The sequence below is a fragment of the Streptomyces sp. 3-6 genome (assembly GCF_056323165.1).
In genome coordinates, this window is the sequence record NZ_JBWHZP010000002.1 from 244923 (window position 1) to 263215 (window position 18293).

The 18293-nt window shown below is 75.3% G+C and carries 14 protein-coding genes; 8 read left to right on the forward strand and 6 right to left on the reverse strand.

From position 1 onward, the window contains the following. Nucleotides 1-5: 5 nt before the first annotated feature. Complete coding sequence (locus AC02VZ_RS05260; protein WP_476474643.1) at nt 6-1715, reverse strand: helix-turn-helix domain-containing protein; 1710 nt, start codon at nt 1713-1715, stop codon at nt 6-8. Between the two features lie 283 nt (nt 1716-1998). On the opposite strand from AC02VZ_RS05260, the gene AC02VZ_RS05265 reads away from it, so the two are divergent. Both AC02VZ_RS05265 and AC02VZ_RS05270 read left to right on the forward strand, forming a co-directional pair. Continuing rightward, nucleotides 1999-2616 (forward strand): hypothetical protein, encoded by a 618-nt coding sequence (locus AC02VZ_RS05265; protein WP_432057926.1) that lies wholly within the window; start codon nt 1999-2001, stop codon nt 2614-2616. Nucleotides 2617-2901: 285 nt separating this feature from the next. Beyond that, nucleotides 2902-3381 (forward strand): ATP-binding protein, encoded by a 480-nt coding sequence (locus AC02VZ_RS05270; protein WP_432057927.1) that lies wholly within the window; start codon nt 2902-2904, stop codon nt 3379-3381. Nucleotides 3382-3606: 225 nt separating this feature from the next. Here the strand turns inward: AC02VZ_RS05270 and AC02VZ_RS05275 are convergent, their stop codons facing one another. Both AC02VZ_RS05275 and AC02VZ_RS05280 read right to left on the reverse strand, forming a co-directional pair. Further along, nucleotides 3607-4656 (reverse strand): DUF2637 domain-containing protein, encoded by a 1050-nt coding sequence (locus AC02VZ_RS05275; protein WP_432054978.1) that lies wholly within the window; start codon nt 4654-4656, stop codon nt 3607-3609. A 677-nt stretch (nt 4657-5333) separates the two neighbouring features. Further along, complete coding sequence (locus AC02VZ_RS05280) at nt 5334-6206, reverse strand: (2Fe-2S)-binding protein (RefSeq protein ID WP_476474644.1); 873 nt, start codon at nt 6204-6206, stop codon at nt 5334-5336. Nucleotides 6207-6382: 176 nt separating this feature from the next. Between AC02VZ_RS05280 and AC02VZ_RS05285 the strand changes: the two genes are divergently transcribed. Beyond that, nucleotides 6383-7408, forward strand: coding sequence for a GntR family transcriptional regulator (locus AC02VZ_RS05285; RefSeq protein ID WP_476474645.1), 1026 nt, complete (start codon nt 6383-6385; stop codon nt 7406-7408). Nucleotides 7409-7602: 194 nt separating this feature from the next. Here the strand turns inward: AC02VZ_RS05285 and AC02VZ_RS05290 are convergent, their stop codons facing one another. Together AC02VZ_RS05290 and AC02VZ_RS05295 are read right to left on the reverse strand one after the other, a co-directional pair. After that, complete coding sequence (locus tag AC02VZ_RS05290; RefSeq protein WP_476474646.1) at nt 7603-8373, reverse strand: hypothetical protein; 771 nt, start codon at nt 8371-8373, stop codon at nt 7603-7605. Nucleotides 8374-8884: 511 nt separating this feature from the next. Further along, nucleotides 8885-10609: a PucR family transcriptional regulator gene (locus AC02VZ_RS05295; protein ID WP_476474647.1), complete on the reverse strand. Its 1725-nt coding sequence runs from the start codon at nt 10607-10609 to the stop codon at nt 8885-8887. Between the two features lie 346 nt (nt 10610-10955). On the opposite strand from AC02VZ_RS05295, the gene AC02VZ_RS05300 reads away from it, so the two are divergent. The 5 genes from AC02VZ_RS05300 (at nt 10956) to AC02VZ_RS05320 (ending at nt 17672) form a co-directional block, all read left to right on the forward strand. Further along, complete coding sequence (locus AC02VZ_RS05300; RefSeq protein ID WP_476474648.1) at nt 10956-11846, forward strand: FAD binding domain-containing protein; 891 nt, start codon at nt 10956-10958, stop codon at nt 11844-11846. Further along, a complete protein-coding gene (locus AC02VZ_RS05305; protein ID WP_476474649.1) occupies nt 11846-12439 on the forward strand; it encodes a (2Fe-2S)-binding protein in 594 nt (197 codons plus the stop codon). The genes AC02VZ_RS05300 and AC02VZ_RS05305 overlap by 1 nt, the downstream gene beginning before the upstream one ends. 2 nt (nt 12440-12441) lie before the next feature. After that, on the forward strand, nt 12442-14826 hold the full coding sequence (gene pucD, locus AC02VZ_RS05310; RefSeq protein ID WP_476474650.1) for a xanthine dehydrogenase subunit D: 2385 nt from the start codon (nt 12442-12444) through the stop codon (nt 14824-14826). A 193-nt stretch (nt 14827-15019) separates the two neighbouring features. Next, a complete protein-coding gene (locus AC02VZ_RS05315) occupies nt 15020-16474 on the forward strand; it encodes an NCS2 family permease (protein WP_476474651.1) in 1455 nt (484 codons plus the stop codon). 40 nt (nt 16475-16514) lie between these two features. Further along, complete coding sequence (locus AC02VZ_RS05320; RefSeq protein ID WP_476474652.1) at nt 16515-17672, forward strand: XdhC family protein; 1158 nt, start codon at nt 16515-16517, stop codon at nt 17670-17672. A 178-nt stretch (nt 17673-17850) separates the two neighbouring features. On the opposite strand, the gene AC02VZ_RS05325 is transcribed toward AC02VZ_RS05320, so the two are convergent. Then, on the reverse strand, nt 17851-18291 hold the full coding sequence (locus AC02VZ_RS05325; RefSeq protein ID WP_476474653.1) for an SRPBCC family protein: 441 nt from the start codon (nt 18289-18291) through the stop codon (nt 17851-17853). Nucleotides 18292-18293: the final 2 nt, after the last annotated feature.

The window sequence follows — 18293 nt, forward strand, 5'->3', positions numbered from 1 at the left end:
GGCCGTCACCCGGACCGCGGCACCCAGCGGCGCCCGGAGGTGTCGTACGTGTAGTGCGACAGCCCCTGGACGCCGCTGGTGCGGAACGGCCGGCCGTGGTCGTCCACCCTGACCGTGCCGCTGCGGCCCTGCGAGGACCAGTCCAGCTCCAGGTACCAGCGGCAGTCGCAGCCGCCGGTGCGGGCGGTGACCCGCAGCACCTCCGGGTCCCTCGCGGACACCCGGTAGGGCAGGCGCACCGCCGGGATCGGCGTACCCGCGTCGTTCCCGGCGACCGGGCGGGCCAGCGGGCGGTCCTTGTCCAGGTCGACCGCGAAGTACCGCGGGGTGAGCGCGCCACCGCACCCCTGGTCCACGGCATAGGCGTTGCCCTGCGCGGGGGCGCCGCGTCCGACCACGCGCACCCGCAGCGCGGTCAGGACGACGGCGGTGTCCGAGGTGCCCTGCACGGACAGTTCGACGATCGTCTCGCCCCCGTGCACCGCCCGCTGGGCCCTCGCCCAGGCCCCGGCGTCCTGCGGGGCCGGGGGCGGGGGCACCTGCTCCGGCGGGGCGTCGACGACGTAGGCGTGGCCGCAGCCGTGCGCCCACACCTGGTCGTCGACGGTCCAGGTCAGCGGCGGGCCGTCGGGGGCCGGGGCCCGCGCCGGACCGGTCGCGGCGGGCGAGGAGCCCCGGCGGGTCCCGGGGGAGGAGGACGCGCCGCCGCCTCCCGCACCGTCCGGAGCGGAGGGCGAGGGGGACGCGGACGGGGACGCCGACGGGGCGGCCCGCCGGTGGGGCGCGGTCGGCGCCGCGCTCGCCGTCGGGGTGACGGCGGTGCGCTCCCCGTCGGCGGTGGCCCGTCGCCCGTCCGGCAGCGCGGCCAGCGTCCCCACGACCGTCAGCACCGCGCAGGCCACCGCGCCGGCGACGACCGTCCTGCGGCGGCGCGACCACGGCCGTGACCGGGTGCGGGCGGCGGCGCCGTACGGCAGCGGACCGCTGACCAGCGCCCCCGCCTCGGCCGACGGGACGGGGGAGCCGGTCGGGACCGGGCCGTCCGGGCCGGGCACCGGTCCGGGTCCCGCTCCGGTGCCCGCCGGCCGACGCTCACCCCGGCCGGGCGCCTCCGGAGCGTCGGAAGCGGCGTCCGCGACGGCTTCGGGCACGGCGTCCGATTCGGCGTCCGCGACGGCCTCCGGCATGGCCCCGGGCACGGCGTCCCCGATGGGCTCGGGCACGGCACCGGCACCTGCGACGGCATCAACGCCGGCATCGGCGACGGCGTCGGGCGTCGTGTCGCCGGACGCCCCGTCAGCCGCCGCCGGGGCGGCTTCGGTGCCGCCGGTCGCGCCCGTGTCCCCGGCGGCGTCCACCGGGCCGGCGGACGGAACGGGCTCCCGCGCGGCACCGGGTGTCCCGCCGGCCGCCCCCGCGGGGCCGGTGCCGGCGGCCGGCGTCCGGCCGTCCGCCCGGGGGTGCCGACGCGCCTCCGCGGCCAGCAGCCACCGGCGGTGCAGCTCCAGGCGCTCCTCCCGGGTCGCCCCGCACAGGGCGGCGAACCGTTCCACGGGAGCGAAGTCGACGGGGACCGCCTCGCCGGCGCAGTACCGGTGCAGCGTCGAGGTGTTCATGCCCAGGCGACGGGCGAGCGCGCCGTAACTGCGGTCCGTGCGCTGCTTGAACTCCCGCAGCAGCGCGGCGAACCGCGCGACCTCCTCCTGCTCCGACACCGTCACCCCGCACTCGAATGGCCCGTTCCGGTCCCGGGACGGTGTCCCAGGCACCCCATGTACCTGCACGTCAGGGGGCCTGGGATGGTTCCAGGCCCGCCGATCGGGCAGCGCCGCTTGCGCCGTCCTCCCGCGACCGCCGATGCTCTTGGTGTCGCCGACGGCCCCGGACGGACCTGCCCGGCCGTCACGGTGGCCCGGCGCGCACCGGCCGGGCGCGGGACCGCCCGGCCCGTCGCGCCGCACCGCTCCGCATCCGATCACGTTCCTACGGGGGATTGCCATGCCCATGCGTACCCGAGCCGCCGTGCTCGCCGCTCTCACCGCCGCCGTCGTCGCCGCCGGCACCGCGCTGACCGCGCCCGCCGGCGCCGCGCCGGCCCAGGCGGCGCCGAGGTTCCTGTCGCCCTCGCAGCTGCCGCCGCACCCCTTCTCCGACTGGACCGCGGGGCCCGTCACCGACGGCTTCCCCGTGGAGCTGGCCTACTGCCTGGGTGAGGGCGTCCCGGCCTACGACTACCGGCACCGGGTCTTCCACACCGATCTGGACACGGGCGCCGTGCAGGTCACCGTGGTGACGGGGTCCGCGGCCAAGGGCAGGGCGCTGGCCGCCCTGCTGAACAAGGAGATCCGCACCTGCGCGGCCCGGCTGGAGCAGTCCGACCCGGAGGTGGACGCCGCCTACCGCTCCTACGGCCCGGTGCGGGTCGAGGAGGGCGCCAAGGTGCACGGCCTGCACACGGAGACCTCCTGGGGCGCCACGGACATCCACCTGCTGTCCGTGGGACGGGACGGCCGGACCGTGACGGTCGTGGGCTGGGGTCAGATGGGCGACTTCGGTGACGCCCCGGTGGGCGCGTTCCGGAAGACCACGAAGACGGCCGTGGAGAAGCTCTACTGACCGCGGCGCCGACCACGGGTCCGCCACCGCGCCGACCAGGGGCCGCCATTTCGCGGACCGGGGGTCGTCCTCCCGCCTCGGGGGTCGGGAGGACGACCCCGCGCCCGTGTGCCCGGACTCCGCCCCCGGTACGTGGCCGTCGCACTTCGGCCAACTTCGGCCGATGACCGACGGTGACGGTCCGGCATGACTTCCCGCACCGGTGACGGGGCATGGATTCCCCTGGACCGTTCGAAGAACGTGTTCGGGCAAGGGGGAACCGACATCGGAACGCGGGCGGGGGTCATGACGAGGCAGGTGGGCGGGGTCGCACCCGGTGAGGCCGGGACGTCCTCGGTGAAGACGGCGGAGAAGAGAACCGGTGAGGACACCGCGGTGCCGACGGGCACCCAGCTGCGGCGCAGACTGGGCCGGGCGGACCTGAGGGCGGTGCCCGAGTCCCGCCGGGCCCTGCGCGAGCTGCTGCGGCAGTGGGGCAGGTGCGGCGGATCGGAGACGGCGGAGCTCCTGACCAGCGAACTCGTCACCAACGCGCTGGTGCACACCGACCACGACGCGGTGCTGACGGCCACCGTGGGACCGGACGGACTGCACGTCGAGGTACGGGACTTCACGGCCCGTGAACCCCGGCCGCGTCCCCCGGACCCCGACCGCACGCACGGCCGGGGCCTGGCGCTGGTCGAGGCGCTCGCCGACGCCTGGGGGATCCGGGCGCACGGCGTGGGCAAGGCCGTCTGGTTCGAACTGGGCGCGGACGTGGCCTGATCCGGACCGCCGTGCGGCCCCGGGGCGCCCGGCCGGCCGCACGGGACGGTGGACGGGTCGGTGAACCGGCGGGGCGGCGCGGCACACGGAACGACGGCGGACCCGACGGACCCGGCTGACCTGACGGCAGTGGGACGGGGTGCGGCCGACTCGGGCCGCCGCACCCCGTCCCACTGCCGTCGCCCCCGTCGTCTTCCCGTCCCTCCGCACGGCCCCGACGGACCGTCAGCCGAACTGCTGCTCCAGGTCCTTGAGCTTGCGCTCCAGGGAGTCCAGGCGCGGCAGCGCCTGCGTGTCGTCCTCCGCGGTGAGGTCGACGGGCTGGGCGTCACCGGCGCCGCGGACCGGCTGCAGGGAGGGACGCGCGCGCACGGGCAGGGCCTCCGGCGCCGGTATGGCAGGCTCCGCGGGCACCCGCTCCAGGTCCGTGGCCCGCTCGACCGTCGGCGTGTCCAGCTCCCGTCCGCCGCCCCGGCCCACGAACCCGCGGTGACCCCGGCTGATCGCCTTGAGCCGGGCCCGCTCCACGCGTTCCTGCTCGCGGCGGCGCCGCCGGGTCTCCTCCTTCTGCCGCTGGTCCTCGCGGACCTCCTCGACCGCCTCGTCGAGGCTGCGCACGCCCTCCAGCAGCATCAGCGACCAGGCGCGGTAGGTCTCCCGCGGCGCCCGCAGCCAGCGCACGATGCGGATCTGCGGCAACGGCCGCGGCACCAGGCCCTGTTCCCGCAGGGCGGCCCGGCGGGTCTGCTTCAGCGCGCGGTCGAACAGCACCGCCGCCGACAGGGACATCCCCGCGAAGAAGTGCGGGGCCCCCGCGTGGCCGACGCCCCGGGGGGCGTGCACCCAGTTGAACCAGGCCGCCGCGAAGGCGAACGTCCACACGAGTATGCGCGAGCCGAGCGCCGCGTCACCGTGGCTGGCCTCGCGCACGGCGAGCACGGAGCAGAACATCGCCGCGCCGTCCAGGCCGAAGGGAACGAGGTACTGCCAGCCGCCGGACAGGCCGAGGTTCTGCTCGCCGAAGCCGACCAGGCCGTGGAAGGACAGCGCCGCCGCCACCGCCGCGCAGCAGAACAGCAGGACATAGGAGACGGTGCCGTAGACGGCCTCCTTGCGCCTGCGGCGCTCCTCGCTGCGCTCCCAGGAGTCGTCCGCACTCGTGTCCTTGACCGAGGAGCGCTTGCCGCGCGCGAGCACCGCCACCGCCGCCAGCATGCCCAGGAGCAGCACGGCGCCCGGAAGCAGCCAGTTCAGCGATATGTCGGTCAGTCTCATCTAGGGGTCCCTTGCATTGGGATAGGGCGTAACGCCCGCCATAGTGGCCCAATCCCGTCGGCCCTCAGGGGTTTTCGCGGCAAGAGGCCGCCAATGAAGTGCGAGGGGATGCCCAGGGCGGCGTTCTGCTCGAACTGCCGCGTGAGGGGCGGGAGTTGAGTTCGAATAACACTACCCGTAAGGGTGGTTCCACGGACTGTTCCCGCGCCGGGTGAGGGAAGTGTGCATGAACCGTGACCTTCGGGTGCCCGGGGCCGCCGGTGGCCGTACGGGGAGGGAGGGGCGGGGAGCCTTTCCTCGGACGGGCGGGGCGGCCTGGGGGAGCGACTCTCACGGGGGCCGGGAAGCCCACCGTACGGGCCTCGGGCGTTTCCCCGTACGGGCAGACTGCGGGGCGCCCCGTACGGGGTAGGGGGCTTTCGTGTGGCGCGGCCCGGGCCGTGCGTGGCGCGGCACGGACCTCGGGCGCGCGGGATCGGTGTGGGGGCGCGGGTGTGCCGGGTCAGGTGGCTCCGGGTCCGGGGGTGCCGGCTCCCGGGCGACGGGCCGGAGGGCCCTCCAGGGCCGGGGGCGAGGGACCTGAGGGCTCCGCGATCCGGGGGCGGCGGTCCGCCCGGTCCGCCGGTGTGACGTGCGGAGCCGTCCTGTGAGGTGAGGGCGGCAGGCCGTCCGGCCCGTCAGCCCGCCTGGGCGCCCTGGGGGGTGGCGTGCACGGCGCGGCCGGCCGGCCGGGCGGTGGTGCAGGTGCGGGGGCAGGTGGCGCAGATGTCCTCGGGGCGCAGCGTGTAGAACATGCAGCAGCTCACCCGGTCCCGGGTGGGGGCGGGGGCCGGCTCCCCGGCGGGCCCGGCCGGGCGGCGGAAGGCCGCCGCGCCGACGTACGGGGTGGTCGATCCGGGCAGCAGCAGCTCCAGCTCGCGCACCGCCCGGGTGTCCTCGCCGAGCAGCTGGCCCAGGTACCACAGGCTCTCGACGATCTCGTCGGTCGCCATGCCCCACAGGGCCCGCCCGCGACGCCGCATGCGCGGGCCGAAGGAGGCCAGCAGCGGCTCCAGGTGCTCGGCGACGGCCGCGCGCACCTCGGCGCGCAGGGCCTCCTCGTCCGGGACGACGCGGGCGCCGGGCAGCGCCGCCGCCGGGTCGTCCGGGAGGCAGGCGAAGGTGTCCGGACGCACGGCCATGCGGCCCACGGCGAGGCCCGGGGCGGTGCGGTCGAACGATACGTGCGTCACGGGATAACGCGGCACCCTGCGGTGCAGGAACCACGGCACGGTGATCAGCAGGCAGGCGGGCCAGGCGTAGCGGTGCAGGGCGAAGCTGGCGATGACGTCGGGCCGGGCCCGCTGCCCGTAGTCCCGCTGCACCTGGGTGTCGTCCAGGGCGAGGAAGGCGTCCAGTTCCGGCCCGCCCGCGGCCAGCTCGGCGGCGCGCACCCAGCCGCCGTCCCGGGGCACGTCCTCGTCGGCTCCGAGTACCGTGACCGCCATCGCCGGGAAGACCTCGGCCAGGCGGTCGTACGCGTCGGTGACGGCCGTACCGGGCACAGGCATGGGACCACCCATTCACGTCGTCGACCGGCCCCGTGGAGGCCGCTTTGAAAGGTAAGGCTCACCTTACCGAAGATCGCGGATATGTGAACCGGGGCCCCGTGCCCGTATCGTGCTTGACGGCCGGGTGACAACCCGCCGTCATGGCCGCAAGTACCGAAACGTCCGGAGGGGAACCCGTGAAGCACGGTGGGCAGGGCTCCGTCAGGACGGGGCAGTCCGGGACGGGGAAGGCCGAGGGGGCCGCCGGCGCGGCGGACGCCCGCCGGAGCGCGGCGACCGGGCGGGCCGGGGGCACCTGGCAGGACCCGGCCGTTCCCGCCGCTCACCGCGTGCCCGCCCAGCCCGGGGCCGGTGACGCCGGCCGCGAGCGGGTCCGCCGGGAGCGCGCCGACGCCGGCCCGGCGGACCTGGTGTGGGGCGCCTCGGCCTCCGGCCCGGACGAGGAGCGGCCCGGCGCCGGACCGGGAGGTGCGGGTGGCGGTGCGGCGCGCGGGGAACACGTGCACAGCGGCGGCGCGGCGCGCGGTGAGCACACGCACAGCGAACCGCCGCTGCCCCGGCCGCGGGTGTCGGTCCAGCGCTCCTCCGTACGCGGCCAGGTCCTCGCCGCCCTGCGCACCGCTCTCGTGGCGGGCGAACTGCGGCCCGGCGAGGTGCACTCCGCGCCGGTGCTGGCGCAGCGGTTCGGGGTCTCCGCCACGCCCGTCCGCGAGGCCATGCAGCAACTCGCGCTGGAGGGCGCGGTCGAGGTGGTGCCGAACCGGGGTTTCCGCGTGGTCGAACGGAGCACCCGCGAACTGGCCGAACTGGCGGAGGTGCGCGCGCTCGTCGAGGTGCCGGTGATGCTGCGGCTGGCCCGCACCGTGCCGGCCTCCCGCTGGGCGGAGCTGCGTCCGCTCGCCGAGGCCACGGTCCGTGCCGCCGTCTCCGGCTGCCGTGCCACCTACGCCGAGTCCGACCGGGCCTTCCACCGTGCGGTGCTGGCCCTCGCCGGGAACGAGCAACTGGTCCGCATCGCGGAGGACCTGCACCGCCGTGCCCAGTGGCCCCTGGTGGGCGGCGGTCCGGACGCGCGCCACCGGGGCGAACTGGTGGCCGACGCCCACGAACACACCGTGCTGCTGGACGCGTTGATCGCCGGCGACCTGGACGTCGTCCGGGACCTGGTGCGGGAGCACTTCACCGGTTCGGCTTCCGCCTGAACGGGCCGGGAGGCCCCCGCGGCTGCGCGTCTCCGCCACCCGATGCCCGGGAGGCGTGGCGACCGTCCTTCCCTGCCGGGCGTGTCCTCCCTGGGGTGTGCTGGCCGGGCTGTGCTTGCCTCGCCGAGCTGTGCCGCCCTTGCCGGTGCTCTTGCCTTCGGCGGGGGCCGCCGTCCGCCGTGCCGTGGGCGTCGCTAAGCGGTCGCCGCCGCGCCCGTGGCCGGGGGTGCCAACTGGCGGGCCAGCCACGTCGGGACGCCCCCCAGGAGCCGGAACAGCCGGCGGGCCTCCTCGCGCAGCCGGGACGCCTCCGCCTCGGTCTCCGTGTCGGCGAGCGAGACCAGCGCCGGAGCCGTGCCGATCAGATAGCCCAGCTCCTCGCGGATCCGCAGGGACTCGGCGAAGCCCTGCCGTGCTTCGACCAACTCCCCTTCGCGCAGGGCGAGTCCGGCCAGATGGCGCCACGTCCCGGACAGCAGCAGCGCGTCGGCGTGGGCGGTGGCGCCCGCGTGGGCCCTGCGGTACGCGGCTCGGGCCGCCTGCGGGGACCGGGTGAGGTTCTCCGCGACCAGCCCGCGGCGGAAGTCCAGCAGGGGCCGTCCGGGGGCGTCGGGGGCGATCAGGGCCGCCGCCCGGCCGAGGGCGGCGCGTGCCTCGTCGGCCCGGTCGCGCACGCCGAACAGGGTGGCGGCGTAGGCCAAGTACCCGCGTTCACAAGCGGCGGCGCCCCGCTCGTCGTCGCCGGTGGCGAGGGCCTCGGCGGTGCGCAGCGCGTCCTCGGCCTCCTCCCAGCCCGTCTCGGTGTACAGGCACCGCTCCACCAGCAGGGAGGCCCGTTGCAGGGCGGCCGCCGGCTCCGCCGTCGGGAGCAGGGCTGCCGCGTCGGCCCAGCAGGCACGTGAGCGCAGCCGCCATACCGCGGTCTGGAGGGGATCGTCACCAGAGGTCGTTCCGTTACCAGACATGGCGGTATGCGCCACGTTGCCCTCCCCGAGCACGCCATCGAGCTGTTGAGTGGTGGCCGCATCTCAGCACGAACAACAGGGCCGGGCCAAGAGGGTGGGTGAAGTTTTTCACAAAGTCGTGGACCGGGAGGCCCGAACCCGCGAACGCGCCCCGGCGCGCGGGTCCCGCCCAGGGCGCCCCCGGCGTCCCCCGCGCCCCACAGGGCGCCCCGCACCACCCGGGAGTCCGCTCCCGGCACGGTCCCGCTCTGCGCACGGTCCGCTCCACGCACGCTCCGGCTCCCTGCGCGCGCCCGCCGCGCGAACCATCCGCCCCACACCAGCAAGCGCCCCACACCCACAAGCGCCCGCGCGCGCTAGCGCCCCGCGCACCCATCCGGCGCGCGCCCGCCCGCGAGGTCGCGCACGCGCCCGCCCCGCGCACGCGCACGCACCCCGCGCGCTCGCGGAACCGCGCGCGCCCGCGCCCGCCCGCGCGGCAAAGCAGACCGCGCCCGCCCCTGAGGTGGGGTCAGCTCATGCGCAGGGCCAGGAAGAAGTCCAGCTTGTCCTCCAGCCGGGACAGGTCCCGGCCCGTCAGCTGCTCGATGCGGCCGACGCGGTAGCGCAGGGTGTTGACGTGCAGGTGGAGGCGTCCCGCGCAGCGGGTCCAGGAGCCGTCGCAGTCCAGGAACGCCTCCAGCGTCGGGATGAGTTCGGCGCGGTGCCGGCGGTCGTAGTCCCGCAGCGGGTCCAGGAGCCGGGCGGTGAAGGCGCGGCGCACGTCGTCGGGGACGAAGGGGAGCAGCAGGACGTGCGAGGCGAGTTCCTGGTGGCCGGCGGCGCAGACCCGGCCGGGGCGGGCCGCCGCCACCCGGCGGGCGTGCCGGGCCTCCTCCAGCGCGCCGCGCAGTCCCTCCGCCGAGTGCACGGCGGCGGACACGCCCAGGGTGAGGCGGCCGTCCCCGTCGAGTCCGGCCGCCAGCGGGTCGCGCACCGCGGCCAGCAGCGTGTCGGCCTGGATGCCCGCCCGGGTCTCGTCGTGCTCGCCCGTGGCGAGGGTCGGCAGCGGGACGAGGGCGATCGCCTCGTCCCCGGTGTGGGCCACCGCGATCCGGTCGGAGTGTTCCGGACCGGTCTCGGCGGGGTCGACGAGGATCTCCTCCAGCAGCGCCTGCGCCTGCGCGCCGCCGTCCGGGCCGTCGGGTCCCTCGCCGTCCCAGTCGACCCGGGCGACCACGACCTGCCAGTGCGGCGCCGCGCCGAGCCCGGGCAGCAGCACCGGGGCCGCCACCCGCAGCCGGGCGGCGATCTCGGCCGGGGCCGCGCCGTTCTGCACCAGCTCCAGCACCTCCTGCGCCAGGCGGCGGCGGACGGTGCGTGCCGCGTCCCGGCGGTCGCGTTCCACCGCGATCAGCTGGGTGACCCCGTACAGCAGGTCCAGGCGTTCCTCGGCCCACTCCCCGGCGTCCGCCTCCACGGCGAGCACCCAGTCCGCCAGTGACCCCTCCGGCGGCGCGGCCCCCTCCGGGGCGTCGCCGGGCCGGGCGGAGCGTCCGGTGCTGCGGACCGGGAACAGGCTGTACGTGGTGGAGCCCAGCGTCACCCGGTGGGGGCCGCGCCGGCTGCCGCGGGCGGTCGCCAGGTGCTCCGCCGCCAGCCGGGCGCAGACCTCGGCGGGCAGCCGGGTGCCGCCCGCCGGGCCCGGGGCGGGGTCCGCCTCCTTCGGCGCGGCGATCAGCCGGCCCGCGGGGGAGAGCACCCACGCCCGCAGGTCCAGGTCGGTGCCGAGCAGGTCCAGGACCACGTCCGGGCCGCCGCCCGCCGGGCCCGAGGTCATCATCCGCCGGTGCCGGTCCACGACCGCCGCGAGGTCCCCGGCGCGTTCGCCGGACACCTGCCGGACCACGTGCTCGGTGACGGTCGCGAAGGCCACCGACTCGTCCACCGCGAACAGCGGCAGCCGGTGCCGGGCGCACGCCACCACCAGGTCGTCGGGGACGTCGCCCAGCTCCGCCGTGCCGGCCGCCAGCGCGGCCACGCCGGCCTGCGCCAGGACGCGGACGAAGGGTTCGGAGTCGGCCGCGTCCCGGCGCCAGGCGAGGCCGGTGAGCACCAGTTCCCCGCCCGAGAGGTAGCGGCTCGGGTCGCGCAGGTCGGTCGTCATGACCCCGCGCACGCTGCGGTCCAGTTCCTCCTCGCCGCCGAGCAGCTTCAGGCCCAGCGCGTCGGTGTCCAGCAGTGCGCGCAGCCGCATTCTCGTCGCCGCCGTTTCTTTCGCTCGTTGTCGGTGACGGACCATGGAGGAACAGTGCGGTGTTCGGCCGGCCGGTGGCTGATCAGCGCGGTGGGCCGCTCCTGGACCGCCTCCTCCGGTATCGGAGGAGGTGAGGGGGCCACGAGCCCCCTGCGTTCATACGAATCTACAAGATGACCTCGCTGGCCAGCCAACTCCTTCATGCAATCCGTGACTGACCCGTGCGGAGCAGCGGGCGGTGTACTGAGCCCACTCCGCGTGAACTGCACAGAGTACGAGCCCGGTCCGCCGCACCCGGATGGCTCGATCTGTACGACCCACCAGACGAAGAAGAAGAGAGCCGGTCATGGACTTCCTTCGCCCCGCCAGCTGGGAGGAGGCGCTCGCCGCCAAGGCCGAGCACCCCGCCGCTGTGCCGATCGCGGGCGGCACCGACGTGATGGTCGAGATCAACTTCGACCACCGCCGGCCCCAGCACCTGATGGACCTCACCCGCATCGGCGAGCTCTCCGAGTGGGAGACCGGCGAGGACGGCGTGCGGCTCGGCGCCTCCGTCCCCTACACGAAGATCATGGAGCACCTGCGCGCCGAGCTGCCGGGCCTCGCCCTCGCCTCGCACACGGTCGCCTCCCCGCAGATCCGCAACCGCGGCGGCGTCGGCGGCAACCTCGGCACCGCCTCCCCGGCCGGCGACGCCCACCCGGCGCTGCTCGCCGCGGGTGCCGAGGTCGAGGTCGCGTCGGTGCGCGGCTCCCGCCGCATCCCCATCGACGCCTTCTACACCGGCGTGAAGCGCAACGCGCTGGCGCCCGACGAGCTGATCCGCGCCGTCCACATCAAGAAGGCCGACGGCCCCCAGCAGTTCTCCAAGGTCGGCACCCGCAACGCGATGGTGATCGCGGTGTGCGCCTTCGGCATCGCGCTCCACCCGAGCACCCGCACGGTCCGCACCGGGATCGGCTCGGCCGCCCCGACGCCCGTCCGGGCGAAGGCGGCCGAGGAGTTCCTCGTCGCGGCGCTCGACGAGGGCGGCTTCTGGGACAACGGCAAGATCATCACACCGTCCGTCGCCAAGCGGTTCGCCGACCTGTGCGCCGCCGCCTGCAACCCGATCGACGACGTGCGCGGCACCGCGAGCTACCGCCGCCACGCGGTCGGCGTGATGGCCCGCCGCACCCTGACCTGGACCTGGGAGTCGTACCGCGGCGCCCGCCACCTCACCGAGGGAGCCGCCTGATGCGTGTCACCTTCACCGTCAACGGACGCCGCCAGGAGGCCGACGACGTCTGGGAGGGCGAGTCCCTGCTGTACGTGCTGCGCGAGCGGCTCGGTCTGCCCGGCTCCAAGAACGCCTGCGAGCAGGGCGAGTGCGGATCGTGCACCGTGCGCCTGGACGGCGTCCCGGTCTGCTCCTGCCTGGTCGCCGCCGGCCAGGCCGAGGGCCGCGAGGTCGTCACCGTGGAGGGCCTGGCGGACTACGCGAAGCAGCGCTCCTGCGCCACCGGCGCCTGCGGCACCGACACCGCGGCCGACGCCGGGAGCGGCACCGTCACCCGTTCCGGGGCGAACGCCGGCACCGACTCGCAGACCGGCGAGGGCACCGAACTCTCCCCCGTCCAGCAGGCGTTCATCGACGCGGGCGCCGTCCAGTGCGGCTTCTGCACCCCGGGCCTGCTGGTCGCCGCCGACGAGATGCTGGAACGCAACCCGGCCCCGACCGACGCGGACATCCGCGAGGCCCTGTCCGGCAACCTGTGCCGCTGCACCGGCTACGAGAAGATCATGGACGCGGTCCGCCTGGCCGCCGCCCGCCAGTCCGAGGGGGTCTGACCATGCCGACCAACGGTGTTCCCACCCAGCTCACCCAGGGCACCGGCGCCCGCGGCGGCATCGGCGAGTCCACGCTCCGCCCGGACGGCACCCTCAAGGTCACCGGGGAGTTCGCGTACTCCTCCGACATGTGGCACGAGGACATGCTCTGGGGGCAGATCCTGCGCTCCACCGTCGCGCACGCCGAGATCGTGTCCATCGACACCGCCGAGGCCCTGGCGCTCCCCGGCGTGTACGCCGTGCTCACCCACGACGACCTGCCGACCGAGGTGAAGAACTACGGCCTGGAGATCCAGGACACCCCGGTCCTCGCCCACGGCAAGGTCCGCCACCACGGCGAACCGGTCGCGATCGTCGCCGCCGACCACCCGGAGACCGCGCGCCGCGCCGCCGCCAAGATCAAGGTCGAGTACCGGGAGCTGCCCGTCGTCACCGACGAGGCGTCCGCGCTCGCCCCCGACGCGGTCCTGATCCACGAGAACCGCGACGACCACCACGCCGGCCACGTCCCGCACCCCAACGTCGTGCACCGCCAGCCCATCGTGCGCGGCGACGTCGCCGCCGCCCGGGATCGGGCCGACGTGATCGTCGAGGGCGAGTACACCTTCGGCATGCAGGACCAGGCCTTCCTCGGCCCCGAGTCCGGCCTCGCCGTCCCCGAGGAGGACGGCGGCGTCCACCTCTACGTCGCCACCCAGTGGCTCCACTCCGACCTGCGCCAGATCGCCCCGGTGCTCGGTCTGCCCGAGGACAAGGTGCGGATGACGCTGGCCGGCGTCGGCGGCGCGTTCGGCGGGCGCGAGGACCTGTCGATGCAGATCCACGCCTGCCTGCTCGCGCTGCGCACCGGCAAGCCTGTCAAGATCGTCTACAACCGCTTCGAGTCCTTCTTCGGCCACGTCCACCGCCACCCCGCCAAGCTGTACTACGAGCACGGCGCCACCGCGGACGGCCGGCTCACCCACGTCAAGTGCCGCATCGTCCTGGACGGCGGCGCGTACGCCTCCGCCTCCCCGGCGGTGGTCGGCAACGCCTCCTCGCTCGGCGTCGGCCCGTACGTCGTGGACGACGTCGACATCGAGGCGATCGCCCTCTACACCAACAACCCGCCGTGCGGCGCGATGCGCGGCTTCGGCGCGGTCCAGGCGTGCTTCGCCTACGAGGCGCAGATGGACAAGCTGGCGGCGAGGCTGGGCATGGACCCGGTGGAGCTGCGGCAGCTCAACGCCATGGAACAGGGCACCCTGCTGCCCACCGGACAGGTCGTCGACTCGCCCGCCCCGGTGGCCGAGCTGCTGCGCCGCGTCAAGGCGATGCCGATGCCGCCGGAGCGCCAGTGGGAGTCCAGCGAGGGCGCCGACGTCCGCCAGCTGCCGGGCGGCCTGTCCAACACCACGCACGGCGAGGGCGTGGTGCGCGGCGTCGGCTACGCCGTCGGCATCAAGAACGTCGGCTTCTCCGAGGGCTTCGACGACTACTCCACCGCCCGGGTCCGCATGGAGGTGGTCGGCGGCGAGCCGGTCGCCACCGTGCACACCGCGATGGCCGAGGTCGGCCAGGGCGGTGTCACCGTCCACGCGCAGATCGCCCGCACCGAACTCGGCGTCGGCCAGGTGACCATCCAGCCCGCCGACACCCAGGTGGGCTCGGCCGGTTCCACGTCCGCCTCCCGGCAGACCTACGTCACCGGCGGCGCCGTGAAGAACGCCTGCGAGCTGGTCCGCGAGAAGGTGCTGGACCTCGGCCGGCGCCGCTTCGGCTCCCACCACCCGGCGTGGGCGACCGCCGAACTCCTGCTGGAGGGCGGCAAGGTCGTCACCGACGGCGGCGAGGTCCTCGCCGACCTGGTGGACGTCCTCGGCGACGACGCGGTGGAGGTCGAGGAGGAGTGGCGGCACCGGCCGACCGAACCCTTCGACCTGCGCACCGGGCAGGGCAACGGCCACGTCCAGTACTCCTTCGCCGCGCACCGGGCCGTCGTCGAGGTCGACACCGACCTCGGCCTGGTCAAGGTCATCGAACTGGCCTGCGCCCAGGACGTCGGCAAGGCGCTCAACCCGCTGTCGGTGCTCGGCCAGATCCAGGGCGGCACCACCCAGGGCCTGGGCGTCGCCGTCATGGAGGAGATCGTCGTCGACCCGAAGACCGCGAAGGTCCGCAACCCCTCCTTCACGGACTACCTCATCCCCACCATCCTCGACACGCCGACCATCCCCGTCGACGTGCTCGAACTCGCCGACGACCACGCGCCGTACGGGCTGCGCGGCATCGGCGAGGCCCCGACCCTGTCGTCCACCCCGGCGGTCCTCGCGGCCGTCCGGAACGCGACGGGCCGGCAGCTCGACCGCACACCGGTCCGCCCCGAACACCTGACGGGAACCGGGTAGCGGATCCCCGAGGGATCCGCGTGCCCGCCGCACCCCGCGGCACCCGGCGCCGGGCAGGGAGCAGCACTCCACGGTCCTCCCGGCGCCGCCCACCGATGTTCGTCTCGGGCCGTCCCCCGGGTCGTGCACATCCCAAATCCCGTGATCCCGCTCCAGGGCACGGGTGCCCCTGTGAACCTTGGGAGATGGCACCATGACCCAGTCAGTGCAGCCCAGGACCGCCGCCGACGACGCGGGCGCGGGAACCCGCGTCCCGGCCGGACGGTCCTGGCTCGACCGTTACTTCCACATATCGCACCGAGGGTCGACGGTCGCCCGTGAAGTGCGCGGCGGCATCACCACCTTCATGGCGATGGCCTACATCCTGCTGCTCAACCCGCTGATCCTGTCCGGTGAGGACGCGGCCGGCGACACCCTCGGCCGCACCGCCCTGATCACCGCGACCGCGTTCGCCGCCGCCGTCACCACCCTGCTGATGGGCTTCTTCGGCAAGGTGCCGCTCGCCCTCGCCGCCGGCCTGTCCGTCTCCGGCGTCCTCGCCTCCCAGGTCGTGCCCGTCATGACGTGGCCGCAGGCGATGGGCATGTGCGTCATGTACGGCGTGGTCATCATGCTGCTGGTCGTCACCGGCCTGCGGGAGATGGTCATGAACGCCATCCCGCTCGCCCTCAAACACGCGATCACCATGGGCATCGGCCTGTTCATCGCCCTGATCGGCTTCTACAAGGCCGGCTTCGTGCACCAGGGCGAGGCCACCCCGGTCACGCTCGGCCCGGCCGGCGAGCTGTCCGGCTGGCCGGTGCTGCTGTTCGCCGTGACGCTGCTGGCCATCTTCATGCTCCAGGCGCGCGGCGTGCCGGGCGCGATCCTCATCGGCATCATCGGCGGCACCGTGCTGGCCGTCGCCCTCAACGCCTTCGGCGTCATCGACCCCAGGCAGTGGGCGGCCGGCGCACCCGAACTGAACGGCAGCGCCCTGTCGATGCCCGACTTCGGGCTGTTCGGGGCCGTCGAGTTCGGCGGCTGGAGCGAGGTCGGCGCGATGACCGTCGGCATGATCGTCTTCACCCTGGTGCTGGCGGGCTTCTTCGACGCCATGGCCACCATCATCGGCGTCGGCACCGAGGCGAAGCTGGCCGACGACAAGGGCCGGATGCCCGGCCTGTCCAAGGCGCTGTTCATCGACGGCGCCGGCGGTGCCATCGGCGGCGTCTCGGGTGCGTCCGGGCAGACGGTGTTCGTGGAGTCGGCGACCGGGGTCGGCGAGGGCGCGCGCACCGGGCTGTCGTCCGTCGTCACCGGCCTGTTCTTCGCGGCCTGCCTGTTCTTCACCCCACTGACGGCCATCGTGCCGGGGGAGGTGGCCGCCGCCGCCCTGGTGGTGATCGGCGCCATGATGATGATGAACGCCCGCCACGTCGACTGGGCCGACCGCGCCACCGCCATCCCGGTGTTCCTGACCGTGGTCGTCATGCCGTTCACGTACTCCATCACCGCGGGTGTCGCCGCCGGAGTCATCTCCTACGTCGCCATCCGGACCGGCCAGGGCAGGGCCCGGGAGATCGGTGCCTTCATGTGGGGCCTGGCGCTGATCTTCCTCGTCTACTTCGCCCTCGCCCCCATCGAGAGCTGGCTGGGCGTGCACTGACCCCGCCCGGGAACCCGCACCACGCCGAGGAGAGAGCACGATGCTGGACATCGCCGAGGAACTGCACCGGTGGGCCGCCGAGGGCCGCGACTTCGCCGTCGCCACGGTCGTGGCGGTCGGCGGCAGCGCGCCCCGGCAGCCCGGCGCCGCGCTCGCGGTCGACGCCGACGGCACCGCGGTCGGCTCGGTCTCCGGCGGCTGCGTGGAGGGGGCCGTGTACGAGCTGTGCGCGCAGGCGCTCCGGGACGGCGAGCCCGTCCTGGAGCGCTTCGGCTACAGCGACGACGACGCCTTCGCGGTCGGCCTGACCTGCGGCGGCGTCATCGACATCCTGGTCACCCCGGTCCGGGCGGGCGATCCCGTCCGCCCGGTCCTGACCGCCGCGCTCGACACCGCCGCCCGGGGCGGGGCGGCGGCCCTCGCCCGGGTGGTGAGCGGCCCGGCGGACCTGCGGGGCCGCGCGCTGGTGGTCCGGCCCGACGGGACGACGCAGGGCGGCTTCGGCGGTCACCCGGAGCTGGACCGCACGGTCGCCGCGGAGGCCGCCGCCCTGCTGGACGCGGGCCGCACCGGCACGGTCGAGATCGGCGCCGAGGGCTCCCGCTGCGGGGCCCCGCTGACCCTGCTGGTGGAGTCATCGGTCCCGCCGCCCCGCATGATCGTCTTCGGGGCGATCGACTTCGCCGCCGCGCTGGTCCGGGTGGGCAAGTTCCTCGGCCACCACGTCACGGTGTGCGACGCCCGCCCGGTGTTCGCCACCCGGGCGCGCTTCCCCGAGGCCGACGAGGTCGTCGTGGAGTGGCCGCACCGGTACCTGGAGCGGACGGAGGTCGACGGCCGCACCGTCCTGTGCGTCCTGACCCACGACGCGAAGTTCGACGTGCCGCTGCTGCGGCTGGCGCTGCGGCTGCCGGTGGCCTACGTCGGCGCGATGGGCTCCCGCCGCACCCACCTGGACCGCGCCGCCCGCCTGCGCGAGGTCGGCGTGAGCGAGCTGGAGCTGGCCCGGCTGCGGTCGCCCATCGGGCTCGACCTGGGCGCGCGCACCCCGGAGGAGACGGCGCTGTCCATCGCGGCGGAGATCGTCGCCGACCGGCGCGGCGGCAGCGGCACCCCCCTCACCGGCGCGCACACCCCGATCCACCACGACGGCGGCTCGGGCCCGGGGTCGGCGGGGCGGATCGGGCGGGTGGCGTGAGGGTGCGGCGGGGCGGATCGGGTCGGTGGCGTGACGGTGCGGCGGCTCGGCCGGGAGCCGCTCGGCGGACGCGGAGAACGCCCCGCCGCGCGGCCCCGTGACACGCGGGCCCGTGCCCTCCCATCGCCTCAGGCGCCCTCAGTGCTCCGCAGGACCCGGGGCGGCCAGGTAGGCCGTTTCACGCCTGCCGCAGCAGCCGGTTGACCGCCCGGCCGAAGACCAGGCGCCCGGTGCGGGCCACCACGCCGTCGAGCGCGGCCGGGACCAGGGCGACCCGCAGGTCCTCGCGCCATTCCACCCGGGCGCGCCCGCCCGGGCCCGGCCGCACCTCGATCTCCGCCCAGCCGGTGACGACCCGGCCCCGTTTCTCCAGGCGGCACCGGCCCGGCGTGCCGTCCCCGGGCGGCTGCCACACCGTGACCTTCATCGGGTCGTCGAAGGCCAGGGGGCCGATCCCGGAGCGGGCCACGACGACCGTGCCCTCGCCGGTCGGCGGGGGAGTGGTCACCGTGACCCGGGTGAACGGGACGGAGTCGCCGTGCCGGTGCCAGGCCGTGAGCCGGCGCCAGGCCTCGTCGGGGGAGAGCGGCGGCGTGCGCCGGACAAGGAAGAGGGCCACCG